This is a genomic window from Pseudomonas fluorescens (assembly GCF_902498065.1).
Taxonomy (GTDB): Bacteria; Pseudomonadota; Gammaproteobacteria; order Pseudomonadales; family Pseudomonadaceae; genus Aquipseudomonas; species Aquipseudomonas fluorescens_BJ.
Genome location: NZ_CABVIR010000003.1, coordinates 438,880 through 454,123 on the forward strand (window position 1 = coordinate 438,880; position 15,244 = coordinate 454,123).

Below are 15,244 nucleotides of genomic sequence, written 5' to 3' on the forward strand. Positions count from 1 at the left end.
GCGCTCGAACGATGAACGGAGTGGTTATGGGTGATCGGCACGACTATGTGGCCCTCGAATGGGTCAAAGGCGAGATTGCCGAAACGCTGAAAGTGGCTCACCAGGCGATTGAAACGTTGCTTGATGACCCTCAGGCGACGCACGCCCTCAGTGAATGCCTGGCGTGCATCCATCAGGTTCACGGCAGTTTGCAGATGGTCGAGTTCTACGGCGCGGCCCTGCTCGCCGAAGAAATGGAACAACTGACCGCAGCCTTGCAACAGGACCGCGTCATTCATCGCGACGAAGCGATCCGCTTGTTGCTGCAAGCGATCGGTCAGCTGCCGGTCTATCTCGACCGCATACAAGGCGCGCGCCGCGATTTGCCGTTGGTGGTGTTGCCGCTGATCAACGACCTGCGCAGCGCCCGTGGAGAAAGCCTGTTATCGGAAACGAGCCTGTTCACCCCGCAATTGCCGGACCTGCCGCCACTGGATGAAGAGGCGCTGGCGCTGCTGGAACCGGCGGACCTGCCGAACGTATTGCGCAAGTTGCGCCAGATGTTGCAGATGGCCCTGGCCGGCTTGCTGCGCGAGCAAGATGACGACACCCACCTCGGTTACCTGAACACCGTGTTTTCACGCCTCGAAGGGCTGTGCGGGAATGCGCCGCTGAGCCCGTTGTGGCAAGTTTGCTCGGCGCTGGTCGAAGGCATGCGCGGCGGCTCAATCGCCAACAGCCCGGCCCTGCGCAGCCTGTTAAAAGACGCTGACAAAGAACTCAAGCGCCTGCTCGAACAGGGCATGTGCGCGATCAATCAGCCGGCGCCGCCGGAGTTGCTCAAGAGTTTGCTGTTCTACATCGCCAAAGCCGAACACCCCACCGGGCAGATGCTGACCATGAAAGATCGCTACGGACTGGACTATGCGCTACCTGACAGCGCGATGGTCGATGAAGAACGGGCTCGGCTGGCCGGCCCTGACCGCGATGCCATGCGCTCGGTGCTGGCCGCGCTGTGCGAAGAACTGGTACGGGTCAAAGAACGCCTGGACCTGTTCGTGCGCAGCGACCGCCAGCACGCCTCGGACCTCGAAAGCCTGCTGGCACCGCTGCGGCAAATCGCCGACACCTTGGCGGTGCTCGGTTTCGGCCAGCCGCGCAAGGTCATCATCGATCAACTCGCGGTGGTGCTCAGCCTTGCCCAAGGCCAGCGCGAACCCAACGACGCGATCCTGATGGACGTTGCCGGCGCCTTGCTTTACGTCGAGGCGACGCTGGCCGGCATGGTTGGCACTGTCGAGCCGGAGAGCCAGGAAGACAGCCGCCTGCCAACCACTGACCTGACGCAGATTCACCAGATCGTGATCAAGGAGGCGCGTATCTGCCTGCAACAAGCCAAGGACATGATCGTCGACTACATCGACGCCGACTGGGACCGCCAGCATTTGCAACCGTTGCCGGCCTTGCTCACTCAGGTGCGCGGCGCACTGGCGATGATCCCGCTGAACCGTGTGGCGAGCCTGATCGAAGCCTGCAACCACTTTATCCGCGAGCATCTGCTGCTGGACCCGGACCAGCCCGGCTGGCAGGCGCTGGACAGCCTGGCCGACGTCATCACCAGCATCGAGTATTACCTTGAGCGTCTGAGCGACGACCCCGAAGCGTCCGCTGAGCAATTGCTCGATGTGGCGGAAAAGGGTCTGGCAGCGCTCGGCCTTTTCCCCAGCGAACAGACTGTGCCGGTGCTGGACGAAGTGCTCAGCCCGAGTGAGGCGCAGGTCATGCAAGACTTGCAGGAACTGGACGATCCCGACGTCGTCCAGACCTTGGCCGATGTCCTCGCCAACCCGGTGTTGGCGGTCAATCCGCCGGCCCTGAGTACGCCGGGCAGCCTGTTGCCACCGCCGCCAGGTGAAGAGCCGATAGACGATGAACTGCGGGAAGTCTTCCTCGAAGAAACCGACGAGGTCCTGGAAATCCTCCGGGAATACTTGCCGCGCTGGGCGGCCAAACCCGAAAGCGAATCGACCCTGAGCGAACTGCGCCGAGCCTTCCACACGCTCAAAGGCAGTGGCCGGATGGTGCGCGCGCTGGTGCTGGGTGAGCTGGCGTGGGCTGTGGAAAACCTGCTCAATCGCGTGTTGGAGCGCAGCGTTGAACCCGGGCCGGCGGTGCAGCAACTGCTCGGTGATGTATTGAACCTGCTGCCGGAACTGGTGGCTGAGTTTGCCGGCAATGCCCAGCGTCAGCGCAACGACGTGGACCAGTTGGCCGCCCGCGCCCATGCGCTCGCCAAGGGTGACAAGCCGTTGGCCGATGAGGACGAGCAGGATGTCGCGGCCCTCGATCCGTTGTTGCTGGAAATCTTCCGCAACGAGGCCGAAACCCATCTGGCCAGCCTCAACCGTTTCCTCGATCAGGCCGCCGAACATGTGCCGTTGCAGGCCAGCGACGAATTGCAACGCGCCTTGCACACGCTCAAAGGCAGCGCGTCCATGGCCGGTGTGTTGCCGATTGCCGAGTTGGCCGCGCCGCTGGATCACCTGGCCCGCGAGTACAAGGCGCACCTGATCGCCCTGGACCTCGACGAGGTCGAACTGCTGCTCGAAGCCGAAGGCGTGTTCCGCGTCGGGCTGCGACAGCTCAAGGTCGATCCGCTGGCCGAGATTCCTGGCGCCCGTTCGTTGATCGAAAGAACCCAGGCGTTGCTGGCCGAGCGTCTGCAAGCGCTGTTAAACACGCCGAGCATGGCGCTGCGAACCAAGCGCGATCCGCAGTTGATCAACAACTTTCTCGCCCAGGGCATGGACATCCTGCTGGACGCCGAAAGCCTGTTGCAGCGTTGGCAGCAGCACCCCGGTGAACGTCAGGAACTCAGTGCGCTGCTGGATGAGTTGACCACCCTCGGCGAAGGCGCGCACCTGGCCGACTTGCATCCGGTGGATGAGCTCTGTGAAGCCTTGCTCGATCTCTACGGTGCCGTCGAGGAAAGCAGCCTGGCGGTCAGCGAGGCGTTTTTCCATGAGGCACAAAGTGCCCACGAAGCGCTGATCAACATGCTCGACGAACTCGCTGCCGGTCAGGAAGTCAGCCCGCAACCGGAGCGTATCCGGGCCTTGCGCGGTTTGCTCGATGAGAGCCTCGACCCATCGGCCATGGGCCTGATTCGCAGTGACGGCAGCCGTACCCTGAGCATTCGCGAACTGGGTAGCGTCACCGCCGAACTTGAAAACACGCTACCCCCTGTGGGAGCGAGCCTGCTCGCGATGGACGTCAACGATGACGCATTATTGCAGGATAAACGCGGCGCCTATGAATCCATCGCGAGCAGGCTCGCTCCCACAAAGGATCATGAGCTAGACGATGAGATCGTTTCGATCTTCCTCGAAGAAGCGGTGGACATCCTCGAAAGCGCCGGTCAGGCCCTGCAACGCTGGCTGAATGACCCGGACAACGCCGCGCCGTTGCTGTCGTTGCAGCGGGATTTGCACACGCTCAAGGGCGGTGCGCGGATGGCCGAAGTCGAGCCGGTCGCAGACCTCGCCCATGAGCTGGAAAGCCTTTACGAAGGGCTTGTCGATCGCCGCTACAGCCACGGCGAAACGCTGGCGCAGCTGTTGCAACAGAGCCATGACCGACTGGCGCAACTGCTTGAGCAATTACAGAACCTCAAGCCGCTGGGTGATCCGGGTGAGCTGATCGAAGCCATTCGCGAGTTCCGCCAAGGCAACGCCAGTGCGCCAGAAGTCGCCGAGCCTGCGCGGGCCGAGGACTCACCGGGGCATGATCCGGAGCTGCTGGAAATCTTCCTCGAGGAAGGTTTCGACATCATCGAAAACTCCGGCGCTGCGTTGGTTCGCTGGCAGGCCGAACCTTCCAGTCGTCAGGAAATGGAAACCCTGCTGCGTGATCTGCACACCCTCAAGGGCGGTGCGCGGATGGTGGAAATCGGCCCGATCGGCGACCTCGCCCATGAGCTGGAATTTCTCTACGAAGGCTTGTCCGCGGGCATGCTGAAACCGACTGCCGCGCTGTTCGGGCTGTTGCAAAGCAGTCATGACCTACTGGCGCAAATGCTCGATGCGACCCGCGCCGGTCAACCGTTGCCGCCAGCGGATCGGCTGATCGACGCGATCAGGAATTTCAGCCATCCGGAGGTGCTCGAAGCACCGGTTGCCGTGCCCGCTGCGCCAAAGGTCGAGGCGCCTGTGCCACAAGTTGATGCCGGTGCCGACATGGTCAAGGTCTCGGCGGAACTGCTCGACGACTTGGTCAACCTGGCCGGGGAAACCTCGATCTTCCGTGGCCGCATCGAACAGCAGGTCAACGACGCCCACGTGGCGCTGAATGAAATGGAAACCACCATCGAGCGCATGCGTGATCAATTGCGCCGGCTCGATACCGAAACCCAGGGCAGGATTCTCAGCCGCCAGCAAGTCGATGCCGAGCGTTCGGGCTACGAAGAATTCGACCCGCTGGAAATGGACCGTCACTCGCAGTTGCAGCAACTGTCGCGGGCACTGTTCGAATCCGCTTCCGACCTGCTCGACCTCAAGGAAACCCTCGACCGGCGCAATCAGGACGCGGAAAACTTGCTGCAACAGCAGGGCCGCATCAACACCGAATTGCAGGAAGGCTTGATGCGTACGCGCATGGTGCCGTTCGAGCGGATGCTGCCGCGTTTGAAACGCATCGTCCGCCAGGTCGCCAGCGAACTGGGCAAGGACGTGGAATTCGTGGTCGGCAACGCTGAAGGCGAGATGGACCGCAACGTTCTTGAACGCATGGCCGCGCCGCTGGAGCACATGCTGCGCAACGCGGTGGACCATGGCCTGGAATCCGCAGAAGTGCGCATCGCGGCCGGAAAACCGGCGCAAGGGCGGATCACCCTCGACCTGTCGCGCGAGGGCGGCGACATCATTTTCGACATCCGCGACGACGGCGCCGGTGTGCCATTGGACGCGGTACGGCGCAAGGCGATCAAGCGCGGCTTGCTGGCCGCCGACAGCGACATCAGCGACCGCGACGTGCTGCAATTCATCCTGCAACCGGGGTTCTCCACGGCCGAAAAAATCACTCAGATTTCGGGGCGCGGCGTCGGCATGGACGTGGTCCACGAAGAGGTACGGCAACTGGGCGGCAGCATGAGCATCGACTCTGTGCCGGGGCAGGGCGTGCATTTCCGCATTCGTCTGCCGTTCACCGTGTCGGTCAATCGGGCGCTGATGGTGCAGTGCGGCGAGGACCAATACGCGATCCCGCTGAACACCATCGACGGTATCGTGCGCGTGCTGCCCAACGAGCTCGAAGGGCATTATCGGCTCGATCCGCCGACCTACAAATACGCCGGGCAGCACTATGAACTGTGCTACCTCGGTGAACTGCTGAAAACCAGCACGCGCCCGAAACTGCTGGGCCAGAGCCTGCCGTTGCCGGTGTTGCTGGTGCAATGCAACGAGCGCCACATCGCGGTTCAGGTCGATGCCATGGCCGGCACCCGCGAGATCGTGGTGAAAAGCCTCGGCCCGCAATTCGCGGCGGTGCAGGGCTTGTCCGGGGCGACGATTCTCGGCGATGGCCGCGTGGTGCTGATTATCGATTTGCTGGCGCCGATCCGTGCGATGCAGGCGCGGGTGCCGCAACAACCGCTGAGGCAGGACGCAGAATCCGAGCCGCACAAACCCTTGCTGGTCATGGTGGTCGACGACTCGGTCACCGTGCGCAAGGTCACCAGCCGTTTGCTCGAACGCCACGGCATGAGTGTGCTGACGGCCAAGGACGGCGTCGATGCCATGCTGCTGCTCGAAGAGCACATGCCGGACCTGATGCTGCTGGACATCGAAATGCCGCGCATGGACGGCTTCGAAGTCGCCACCCAGGTGCGCGCCGACGAGCGACTGAAGCACCTGCCGATCATCATGATCACCTCGCGCACCGGCCAGAAACACCGAGACCGCGCCATGGCCATCGGCGTCAACGACTACCTCGGCAAGCCGTACCAGGAATCGGTGCTGCTCGAAAGCATCGCCCTGTGGAGCAAAACCCATGCTTGAGCATCGCACCAGCAACCTCACCGGGCTGCTATTGCCCCTGGCAGACCGCAACCTGATTTTGCCCAACGTGGCGGTGGCAGAGCTGATCGACTATCAGCCGGGGGCGTTCGATCTCGATACGCCACCGTGGTATCTCGGTCGGGTGAGCTGGCGGGAGCGGCAGATTCCGTTGCTGAGTTTTGAGTCGGCGTGCGGCGAAAAAACCGTGATTGGCGAGCGGGCGCGGATCGTGATTCTCAATGCGCTCGGTGGGCGACCGGAGCTGAAATTCATCGCATTGCTGGTGCAGGGGATTCCACGGTCGTACAAGCTCGACAGTCAATTGAGCTATGTCGATGTGCCGTTGTCTTCGCTGGAACAGGCGGCGGTGCAGGTGGGTGATCAGGTGGCCAAGGTGCCGGATTTGTTGGCGCTGGAGGAATTGTTGGTGAGTGCCGGGCTGATCGACTGATCCTGATTTTGCTGTGATTTCACGGACCCCATCGCGAGCAAGCCGGTCTCGCTCCCACAGGGGATTTGTGTACACCGCAGATCCAATGTGGGAGCGAGACCGGCTTGCCGGCGATGGCGGCCTTCAATTCACCGCAAGCCTGACGGCTAAACCTTGGCCTGAGCCAACGCCTCATGATGATCCAGCGCACGCTCCACCAACAACTGCACGCCGTCCGCCATTCGGCTGATCGCCAAGGCTACCGAGCGGCGCGAGCCTTCCACCCCGTCCGCAAGATCGGCCGCAATGGCGCTGATGGACAACAGGTCTTCAGAGGCATTGGCCAGAAGGGCTTCGGTGTTGATATCGGGGGAGACGGTGAAGAGCTGGAATTTTTGGTGCTTGCCCGGTTTTTCGTCAGCCGGGGGGAAGTAGTGCGCGAAGACGCGGTCGGCGGCTTCTTTGAGTTTCTCGGCTTCGAGAGCTTCTAGGGAATCGGTGTCAGTGTTGTCTGCTGGGTTTGGCGTTTCCTTGGACATATTGAGTTTCCGCTTACAGATTGGAGTTGTCCCATTCGTTATGAATGGCGCATTTGCTCCCGTTTTTTCGGAGGTTCCAGACCCCGGTCGCTGAATTGGCAGCGACCCCCAAACGATAAAGATCCGCGCAAAAGCTCACCAGTCAGCGGCTTCCGGCATTGCTGTAGGCTGCGACGCCAGACTGCGTAGCCTCTCACCGTTCCTGCGGACAAACTTTTAAACACAAACCCACCGCTAGGCTGGCGAAGGTTGAAGATTCCCAAAAAGGGACCTATCGTTCCCTTTTTGGGACTCATCGGTTGCCACTGTGAAAAACCTTTCCCTCAGCGAAGCCTTGTTCACCACCACTCAGCAAAAAGTGCTGGGCTTGTTGTTCGGCAAACCCGATCGAAGTTTTTACGCCAACGAAATCGCCCGCTGGGCTCAAGTGGGTAAAGGCAGCCTCATGCGAGAGCTGGATCGGTTGCAACAGGCAGGCGTGCTGACCCTGAGCCGCCAGGGCAACCAGACCCACTATCAGGCCAATCCGCAATGCCCGATTTATGCTGAGCTGTTGGGCATCGCCCGCAAAACTTTTGGCATTGCCGAGCCTCTGCGTCAGGCGCTTCAACCCTTTGCCGAACAGATCACCTGGGCATTTGTGTACGGTTCTATCGCCAAGGATCAGGCAAACGCATCCAGTGACATTGGTCTCATGCTGATCGGCGAAGGCCTGCACTACAGTGAAGTCATGGAGCGGCTGATGCCTCTGGAGGAGCAACTGGGCCGCGTCCTCAACCCGACGCTCTACACCCCCGACGACTGGGCGGCAAAACTGGCGGCTGAAAACAGTTTTGTCGTGCGGGTAGCGCAGCAAGACAAGATCAACCTGATGGGGGGAAACCCTTTGGAGTCCAAGGATGGGCAGCAACGAGAATCTGGAGAACCTGTTACGTAGTGGTGGACTGAAAGCCGAGCCACCGGATCGCAAGGAATGTGAGGGGTTGCTGCGTTCGGCTGTGGATTCACACCGCTGATATCGGCAAAGTGCAGGTTCGGCTATTCGCCTTGTGTCATGAGCGACGGAACCTGGCGGAGTACGAAGGCTATATGGATGAGGATCAGGCAAGTCGACGAGGATGTTTGTTCCAATGTGTGAGCACACTTATTCACACCAAAAAATTTCCGTCTGCGCCCGAACTATCAGTTCTGATAGTAGAAAAGTTTCGCAATAACGCCGAATATGTGCGCTATGCAAAGGTTTAGCAGGAGTGCGGACTTTGAACATCACGTTACTCGCCACAGATCAGCAGCGGTCGGTAATACAAGCGATTGACAGGCGTTCATCAGGTTCAATCGCTTATACGCCTTATGGCTATCATTGCAAAAAAAGCACATCAATGTGTCGGCTTGGTTTCAACGGCGAATTTCCGGAAGCAAGTACCGGAGATTATTTGTTGGGCAATGGATATCGGGCGTTTAATCCGGTTTTGATGCGGTTTAATAGTCCGGACAAGTTGAGTCCGTTTGGCAAGGGTGGGGTGAATACTTACGCTTATTGTTTGGGTGATCCGATTAATCGGAGTGATGAAAGCGGCCGTTTTTCTGCTCCATGGATCGCGAACGCGTCGACGACGTATATTAAATCTCGTCATGCATTAATTGCCAGAACACCTTGGTATTCATGGAGCGGCAGGGATATTGAGTTAGTAAAACATAGTACGAGACAGAGTCCATTTGGTATGAGTAAATTGCAACCAAAAGAACTGTTTGGTATTCAAACTTCATCGAAACGCTTTTCGCCGGCCCCAGCTGTTAAACGGCCTAGACTGTTTCCAGAGGAAATGCCGGTGATCATAGCGCAGCCCGATGACGGTAATTTTAACAATACTCTTATGGAGCGTTTTTATGAGACTCGCGTCCATAAGTATCGGAAAGATGCACTCCTGCATTTTATAAAAACACCAAGGGCCGGTCATATAGAACAACATAGTAATAAGCTCCGTAGTGTGATGTTTGACTTGGAAGAAAGCTTTGAAGTCGTTGAAGGTATAGGGCTTGTTCCCTCGCCCTCTAACATCAAAGCAGCATCAAGATTAATCAGAAATGAAAATTTGGGAAACAATTGATCAAATGCTAAAAACCGGGATTTTGATGATTCATTACCCTAGCCGTAACAATCCACCACTCTGCTTGATTGATACCCCCCACCCAACCCTCCTAAGGTGACCCCCACGACAGCGAACCCGTGGAGTGGTCATGACAACAACAATATCCCCCGACTCGCGATGGACGCGGCGGCGCAGTGAGAAGCAGCGGCGTCTGGCGTTGGTCAAGGGCTTGGCCGACGGTGTGGTCCTGCCCACCGACAATATCGTGGCGGCGCTCGAAGCCCTGATCCTGCCCGGCGACCGCGTGGTACTGGAGGGCAACAACCAGAAGCAGGCGGATTTTCTTTCCCGCTCACTGGCCAAGGCTGATCCCGGCAAGCTCCACGACCTGCACATGATCATGCCCAGCGTCGGCCGTTCCGAGCACCTGGACCTGTTCGAGCGTGGCATTGCGCGCAAGCTCGACTTCTCCTTTGCCGGCACTCAAAGCCTGCGCATCAGCCAATTGCTTGAAGATGGCTTGCTGGAAATCGGCGCGATCCACACCTACATCGAGCTCTACGCACGATTGGTGGTCGACCTGATTCCCAACGTCGTGCTCTCGGCCGGTTTCATGGCCGACCGCGCCGGCAATATCTACACCGGCCCCAGCACTGAAGACACGCCGGCATTGATCGAGCCGGCGGCTTTCAGCGACGGCATCGTCATCGTGCAGGTCAATCAGTTGGTGGACGACGTCACTGACTTGCCACGCGTCGACATCCCCGCCTCGTGGGTCGATTTCGTGGTGGTGGCGGACAAGCCGTTCTATATCGAGCCGCTGTTCACCCGCGACCCACGGCACATCAAGCCTGTGCATGTGCTGATGGCGATGATGGCGATCCGCGGGATCTACGAAAAACACAACGTCCAGTCGCTGAACCACGGCATCGGCTTCAACACCGCCGCCATCGAATTGATCCTGCCGACCTACGGCGAATCCCTCGGCCTCAAAGGCAAGATCTGCCGCAACTGGACGCTCAATCCGCACCCGACCCTGATTCCAGCCATCGAAAGCGGCTGGGTCGAAAGCGTGCATTGCTTCGGCACCGAACTGGGCATGGAAAACTACATCGCCGCGCGGCCCGACGTGTTCTTCACCGGGCGTGACGGCTCCCTGCGCTCCAACCGGATGTTCAGCCAACTGGCCGGGCAATACGCGGTGGACCTGTTCATCGGTGCGACCCTGCAAGTCGATGGTGACGGCCATTCTTCCACCGTGACCCGTGGTCGCCTCGCCGGTTTTGGCGGGGCGCCGAACATGGGCCACGACCCGCGTGGGCGTCGTCACGGCACGCCGGCCTGGCTCGACATGCGCCACGGCGATGCGCCGGAACCCTTGCTCGAGCGCGGCAAAAAACTTGTGGTGCAAATGGTCGAGACCTTCCAGGAGGGCGGCAAACCGACCTTCGTCGAAACCCTCGACGCGATTGAAGTGGCGAAGAAAAGCGGCATGCCGCTGGCGCCGATCATGATCTACGGCGACGACGTCACCCACCTGCTGACCGAAGAAGGCATCGCCTATCTGTACAAGGCGCGTTCGCTGGAAGAACGCCAGGCGATGATCGCCGCCGTCGCCGGCGTGACCGTCATCGGCCTGCGCCACAACCCGAAAGACACCGCCCGCATGCGCCGCGAAGGCTTGATTGCCTTGCCTGAAGACCTCGGCATCCGCCGCACCGACGCCACCCGCGAATTGCTCGCCGCCAAAAGCGTGGCGGATCTGGTCGAGTGGTCCGGTGGCCTCTACAACCCGCCCGCCAAATTCAGGAGCTGGTAATGCACGCCTTCAACCTGCAACCAAAAACGTTAACCCTGGCCGAACGGCTGGCGGACTTGGCGGTGGACGCGCTGATCGACGAAGCGGATTTGTCGCCGAAACCGGCGCTGGTCGATCGTCGCGGCAATGGCGCGCATACCGATTTGCACCTCGGGCTGATGCACGCGTCGGCGTTGTCGCTGTGGCCGGCGTTCAAGGAAATGGCGGAAGCGGCCATTGAGTTTGGCGACGTTGGTTTGCCGCTGCGCGAAGCTGTCGGGCGTATTGGTCGGGAAGGGGAGCAAGCGATGCTCACCACGACTGGCGGCGTGAACACCCATCGCGGGGCGATCTGGGCCTTGGGTCTATTGGTGGCTGCTGCTGCACTGGAGCCACACGCCAACGTTGGCGGTTCAATCACGTTGCGCGCCGCGCGCCTGGCGTTGCTCGATGACCGCTACGCCCCGCGTCCGCTCAGTCACGGCGCCCAGGTCGCCCAACGCTACGGCGCTCGCGGTGCCCGAGAAGAAGCCCAACTCGGTTTCCCTTCGGTGATTCAACGCGCACTGCCGCAACTCAAACGCAGCCGCGCCGCCGGCCATGGCGAACAGAACGCCCGACTCGATGCCTTGCTGGCGATCATGACCCGACTGGCCGACACCTGCGTGCTCTACCGCGCCGGCGAACACGGCCTGCAAACCATGCAGCTCGGCGCCCAAGCGGTGCTTGACGCGGGCGGCAGTGCCAGCCTCGCCGGCCGACGTCGTTTGCATGAGCTGGACCAACAATTAATCGCGTTGAATGCCTCGCCCGGCGGTGCTGCGGACTTGCTCGCCGCCTGCCTGTTCATCGACCGTATCGAGTCGGCTGACGGCATCAACCAGGGAGCGTTTTGATGGAAACCTTATCCTTTGAATTCCCCGCCGGGCAGCCGCCACGCGGACGCACGCTGGTGGGTTGTGTCGGCTCGGGCGATCTGGAAGTGATGATTGAACCGGGTCAGGCCGGCAAGCTGACCATCAAGGTGCAGACCTCGGTCAATGGCGCCGAACAACGCTGGCAGCATCTGTTTGCGCGGATGTTCGACGGCCAGACACCGTCGGCGATGGCCATCGATATCCACGACTTCGGCGCGACACCCGGCGTGGTGCGCTTGCGTCTGGAACAAGGCTTTGAGGAGATTGGCCATGACTGATCTCCTGAACAAACACAGCTTCGTCGAACTGGGCGCGCGGCAACGGGCGAAAGCCTTGCTCGACACCGGCACCTTGCGCGAATTGCTCGACCCGTTTCAACGCGTCATGTCGCCGTGGCTGGCGCGCCAGGGCGTGGTGCCGCAAGCCGACGACGGCGTAGTGATCGCCAAGGGCAGCATCGGTGGGTTGCCGGTGGTCATCGCCGCCATCGAAGGTGCGTTTCAGGGCGGCAGCCTCGGTGAAGTCGGCGGGGCGAAGATTGCCGGAGCACTGGAACTGGCCGCTGACGACAACCGAAACGGCATTCCGACCCGCGCCGTGTTGCTGCTGGAAACCGGCGGTGTACGGTTGCAGGAAGCCAACCTTGGGCTGGCAGCGATTGCCGACATTCATGCGGCGATTGTCGATCTGCGCCAATACCAACCCGTTGTCGGCGTGGTGGCGGGCAGCGTCGGTTGCTTTGGCGGGATGTCGATTGCCGCCGGGTTGTGCAGCTATTTGTTGGTGACTCAGGAAGCACGGCTTGGTCTGAACGGTCCGCAGGTGATCGAACAGGAAGCCGGGCTTGAGGAATACGACTCGCGCGACCGTCCTTTCATCTGGAGCCTGACCGGTGGCGAGCAACGTTTTGCCAGCGGGTTGGCGGATCGCTTTGTTGCCGATGACGTGGCGCAGATCCGGCAGCAGGTCAGTGAATTGCTGCAACAAGGCTTGCCGGAACAACAACGCAGCCGTCAGGCCGATCTGTTCCTGCAACGGTTGGCCCGCCTGGACGCCGAGCCGCAAATCGATGCGGCGACGGTTCGCGATCTGTATCAAGGAGAGCGCTCATGAGTTCGTATTCCCTGAGAGGTTTGCACTGGTTCAACGCCTTGAGTGCGGGCGCGAAACCGGTGGACGGCCTGCCGGCTTCGTTGAAGGTCGCTGATGGTGTGGTGGGCGAACAACCCGTGCGGTTTATCGCGGTGGTGGCTGATCCCGACAACCGTTTTGTCCGCGCTCGCAACGGTGAAGTGGGTTTGCTGGAAGGTTGGGGGTTGGCCAAGGCTGTGGATGAAATCATCGCGGCTGACGCTGACAAATCGCACAAGCGCGCCGTGATCGCGATCGTCGATGTGCCGAGTCAGGCCTACGGTCGGCGCGAAGAAGCACTCGGCATTCATCAGGCATTGGCCGCTGCGGCAGACAGTTATGCCCGCGCCCGGTTGGCCGGCCATGCGGTGATTGGTTTGCTGGTGGGCAAGGCGATGTCCGGGGCGTTTCTGGCCCATGGGTATCAGGCCAATCGGTTGATCGCGCTGCGTGATCCGGGCGTGATGGTGCATGCGATGGGCAAGGCGTCAGCGGCGCGGGTGACCTTGCGCAGTGTTGAAGAATTGGAGGCACTGGCCGCCAGTGTGCCGCCGATGGCGTATGACATCGACAGCTACGCCAGTCTCGGTCTGCTTTGGGAAACCCTGTCGGTGGAGCAGATTGAGCAGCCGACCTCAGCGGATCTGGCGCGGGTGACGGAATGCCTGAGTCTGGCGATTGGCGATGTTGCCACAAGCGGTCGCGATTTGAGCGGCCGCTTGGGCGCGAGCAACCGCGCCGCATCGAGCAAGGTTCGCCAACTGCTGAGAGAACAGTGGTGAACATGTTTCTGGCTCACGACCTGCTGTGGGGGATGACCCCGGAGCAGTTGCCCGTGGACGCGCCCGCGTGGGTGGTCGAGTCGCTCCATGCGGGACAGCCAGTGGTGGTTCGGCGTGCGCCAAGTGCGCCGGATGTCATCGCGGTCGGGGTACGTGGTCGGTTGCGTGAGCAGCGCTTTGCGACGGTGATGTCGGTCGATGCGATTTCCCGTTGCGTCAGGCCGGAAGAACTTTGCCATGTCTCGATTGATCGGGATCTGCCGGCAGTGCGAGCCCTGTGCCAACTGCGGCCGCGGCTCGATGGCTGCGGTTGGGTGTGGGGTGTCAGCGGTAGCGTCGGGTTTGAATTGGCCAGCGGTTTCCAGGCATTGCACGAGGGCAGCGATCTCGACTTGATCCTGCGCACACCGCAACCGTTGGATCGCTTGAAGGCGCAGGCACTGCTGAAGATTCTGGACACGGCTGTGTGCCAGGTGGACATGCAATTGCAGACGCCTTTCGGCGCCGTCGCCCTGCGTGAATGGGCCGGTTCCGCACGCCGGGTGCTGCTGAAAGATGCCAGTCAAGCCTGTCTGGTGATTGATCCGTGGAACCCGCAGGAGCAAGCAGCGTGAGCAGTTTGCTGGTGTTCCCAGGGCAAGGCGCGCAGCAGCCGGGCATGCTCCATCGTTTGCCGCGCGAGACGGTGATCGAGGCCAGTGAAGTGCTCGGCGAAGACGCGTTGTTGCTCGATTCTGCCGAAGCGCTGAAATCGACACGGGCGGTTCAGCTATGCCTGTTGATTGCCGGTGTCGCAGCGTCGCGTCAGTTATCCATGGCACCGGATTACGTGGCGGGCTTGTCCATCGGCGCCTATCCCGCGGCGGTGGTGGCCGGTGCCTTGAGTTTCAGCGATGCGCTGCATCTGGTCAGCCTGCGCGGTGAGCTGATGCAGCAGGCTTACCCAGACGGTTATGGCATGACGGCGATCATCGGCCTCGATCTGGCGACAGTGGAAGCGTTGCTGGCGCAGGTTCACAGCGTCGACTCACCGGTTTATCTGGCCAATATCAACGCCGATAACCAGGTGGTGATTGCCGGCAGCGATGAAGCAATGAACGCAGTGGCGGTGTTGGCGAAGCGTCGCGGTGCCGGTTTGGCAAAACGCTTGGCCGTCAGTGTGCCGTCGCACTGTCCGCTGCTGGATGCACCAGCGAAAACCCTGGCCGAAGCCTTCGCCAGGGTGCTGCTGAAATCGCCGACGTTAGGCTATCTCAGCGGCAGTCGCGCCCGGCCCATCATCAACATCGAAGCCTTGCGCGAAGACCTGGCTTACAACATGTGCCGCATCGTCGATTGGCGCGGCACGGTACAAAGCGCCTACGAGCGCGGCGTACGGCTACAGATCGAACTGCCGCCCGGTGCGGTGCTGACCGGGCTGGCGCGCCGGGTGTTCGAGCAAGGCACCGTGATTGCGTTCGACGGGGCGCGGCTCGACACCTTGCAGGCGCTGTTGCGTGAGGAGGGAAGCCGCCAACCCTAGACC

The 15,244-nt window shown here is 60.8% G+C and carries 12 protein-coding genes and 1 pseudogene; 12 read left to right on the forward strand and 1 reads right to left on the reverse strand.

All coding sequences use genetic code 11. The features are described from left to right. The first annotated feature begins 26 nt into the window (after window positions 1-26). Both F8N43_RS14825 and F8N43_RS14830 read left to right on the forward strand, forming a co-directional pair. Window positions 27-6,032, forward strand: coding sequence for an Hpt domain-containing protein (locus F8N43_RS14825; protein WP_150653966.1), 6,006 nt, complete (start codon window positions 27-29; stop codon window positions 6,030-6,032). Continuing rightward, window positions 6,025-6,483 (forward strand): chemotaxis protein CheW, encoded by a 459-nt coding sequence (locus F8N43_RS14830; RefSeq protein WP_150632786.1) that lies wholly within the window; start codon window positions 6,025-6,027, stop codon window positions 6,481-6,483. Before F8N43_RS14825 ends, F8N43_RS14830 begins: the two co-directional genes overlap by 8 nt. Before the next feature lie 146 nt (window positions 6,484-6,629). On the opposite strand, the gene F8N43_RS14835 is transcribed toward F8N43_RS14830, so the two are convergent. Further along, window positions 6,630-7,001 (reverse strand): DUF6124 family protein, encoded by a 372-nt coding sequence (locus F8N43_RS14835; protein ID WP_150637990.1) that lies wholly within the window; start codon window positions 6,999-7,001, stop codon window positions 6,630-6,632. A gap of 307 nt (window positions 7,002-7,308) precedes the next feature. On the opposite strand from F8N43_RS14835, the gene F8N43_RS14840 reads away from it, so the two are divergent. The 10 genes and pseudogenes from F8N43_RS14840 to mdcH all read left to right on the forward strand — a co-directional run bounded on the left by F8N43_RS14840 (window position 7,309) and on the right by mdcH (window position 15,241). Further along, entirely contained in the window at window positions 7,309-7,938 is a 630-nt protein-coding gene (locus tag F8N43_RS14840; protein ID WP_150637989.1) for a transcriptional regulator, read from the forward strand. Then, window positions 7,901-8,246: pseudogene (locus tag F8N43_RS29875) on the forward strand (hypothetical protein). The gene F8N43_RS14840 and the pseudogene F8N43_RS29875 overlap by 38 nt, the downstream one beginning before the upstream one ends. A gap of 14 nt (window positions 8,247-8,260) precedes the next feature. After that, window positions 8,261-9,109, forward strand: coding sequence for an RHS repeat-associated core domain-containing protein (locus F8N43_RS14850; protein ID WP_224787830.1), 849 nt, complete (start codon window positions 8,261-8,263; stop codon window positions 9,107-9,109). 130 nt (window positions 9,110-9,239) lie between these two features. Then, window positions 9,240-10,910, forward strand: coding sequence for a malonate decarboxylase subunit alpha (mdcA, locus tag F8N43_RS14855; RefSeq protein ID WP_150632790.1), 1,671 nt, complete (start codon window positions 9,240-9,242; stop codon window positions 10,908-10,910). After that, a complete protein-coding gene (locus tag F8N43_RS14860) occupies window positions 10,910-11,785 on the forward strand; it encodes a triphosphoribosyl-dephospho-CoA synthase (protein ID WP_150632791.1) in 876 nt (291 codons plus the stop codon). The genes mdcA and F8N43_RS14860 overlap by 1 nt, the downstream gene beginning before the upstream one ends. Beyond that, entirely contained in the window at window positions 11,785-12,084 is a 300-nt protein-coding gene (locus tag F8N43_RS14865) for a malonate decarboxylase subunit delta (RefSeq protein WP_150632792.1), read from the forward strand. The genes F8N43_RS14860 and F8N43_RS14865 overlap by 1 nt, the downstream gene beginning before the upstream one ends. Next, window positions 12,077-12,919: a biotin-independent malonate decarboxylase subunit beta gene (locus F8N43_RS14870; protein ID WP_150632793.1), complete on the forward strand. Its 843-nt coding sequence runs from the start codon at window positions 12,077-12,079 to the stop codon at window positions 12,917-12,919. Before F8N43_RS14865 ends, F8N43_RS14870 begins: the two co-directional genes overlap by 8 nt. Continuing rightward, window positions 12,916-13,719 (forward strand): biotin-independent malonate decarboxylase subunit gamma, encoded by an 804-nt coding sequence (mdcE, locus tag F8N43_RS14875; protein ID WP_150632794.1) that lies wholly within the window; start codon window positions 12,916-12,918, stop codon window positions 13,717-13,719. Before F8N43_RS14870 ends, mdcE begins: the two co-directional genes overlap by 4 nt. After that, window positions 13,713-14,333: a malonate decarboxylase holo-ACP synthase gene (locus F8N43_RS14880; protein WP_150632795.1), complete on the forward strand. Its 621-nt coding sequence runs from the start codon at window positions 13,713-13,715 to the stop codon at window positions 14,331-14,333. Before mdcE ends, F8N43_RS14880 begins: the two co-directional genes overlap by 7 nt. Continuing rightward, window positions 14,330-15,241 (forward strand): malonate decarboxylase subunit epsilon, encoded by a 912-nt coding sequence (gene mdcH / locus F8N43_RS14885; protein WP_150632796.1) that lies wholly within the window; start codon window positions 14,330-14,332, stop codon window positions 15,239-15,241. The genes F8N43_RS14880 and mdcH overlap by 4 nt, the downstream gene beginning before the upstream one ends. Window positions 15,242-15,244 lie beyond the last annotated feature (3 nt).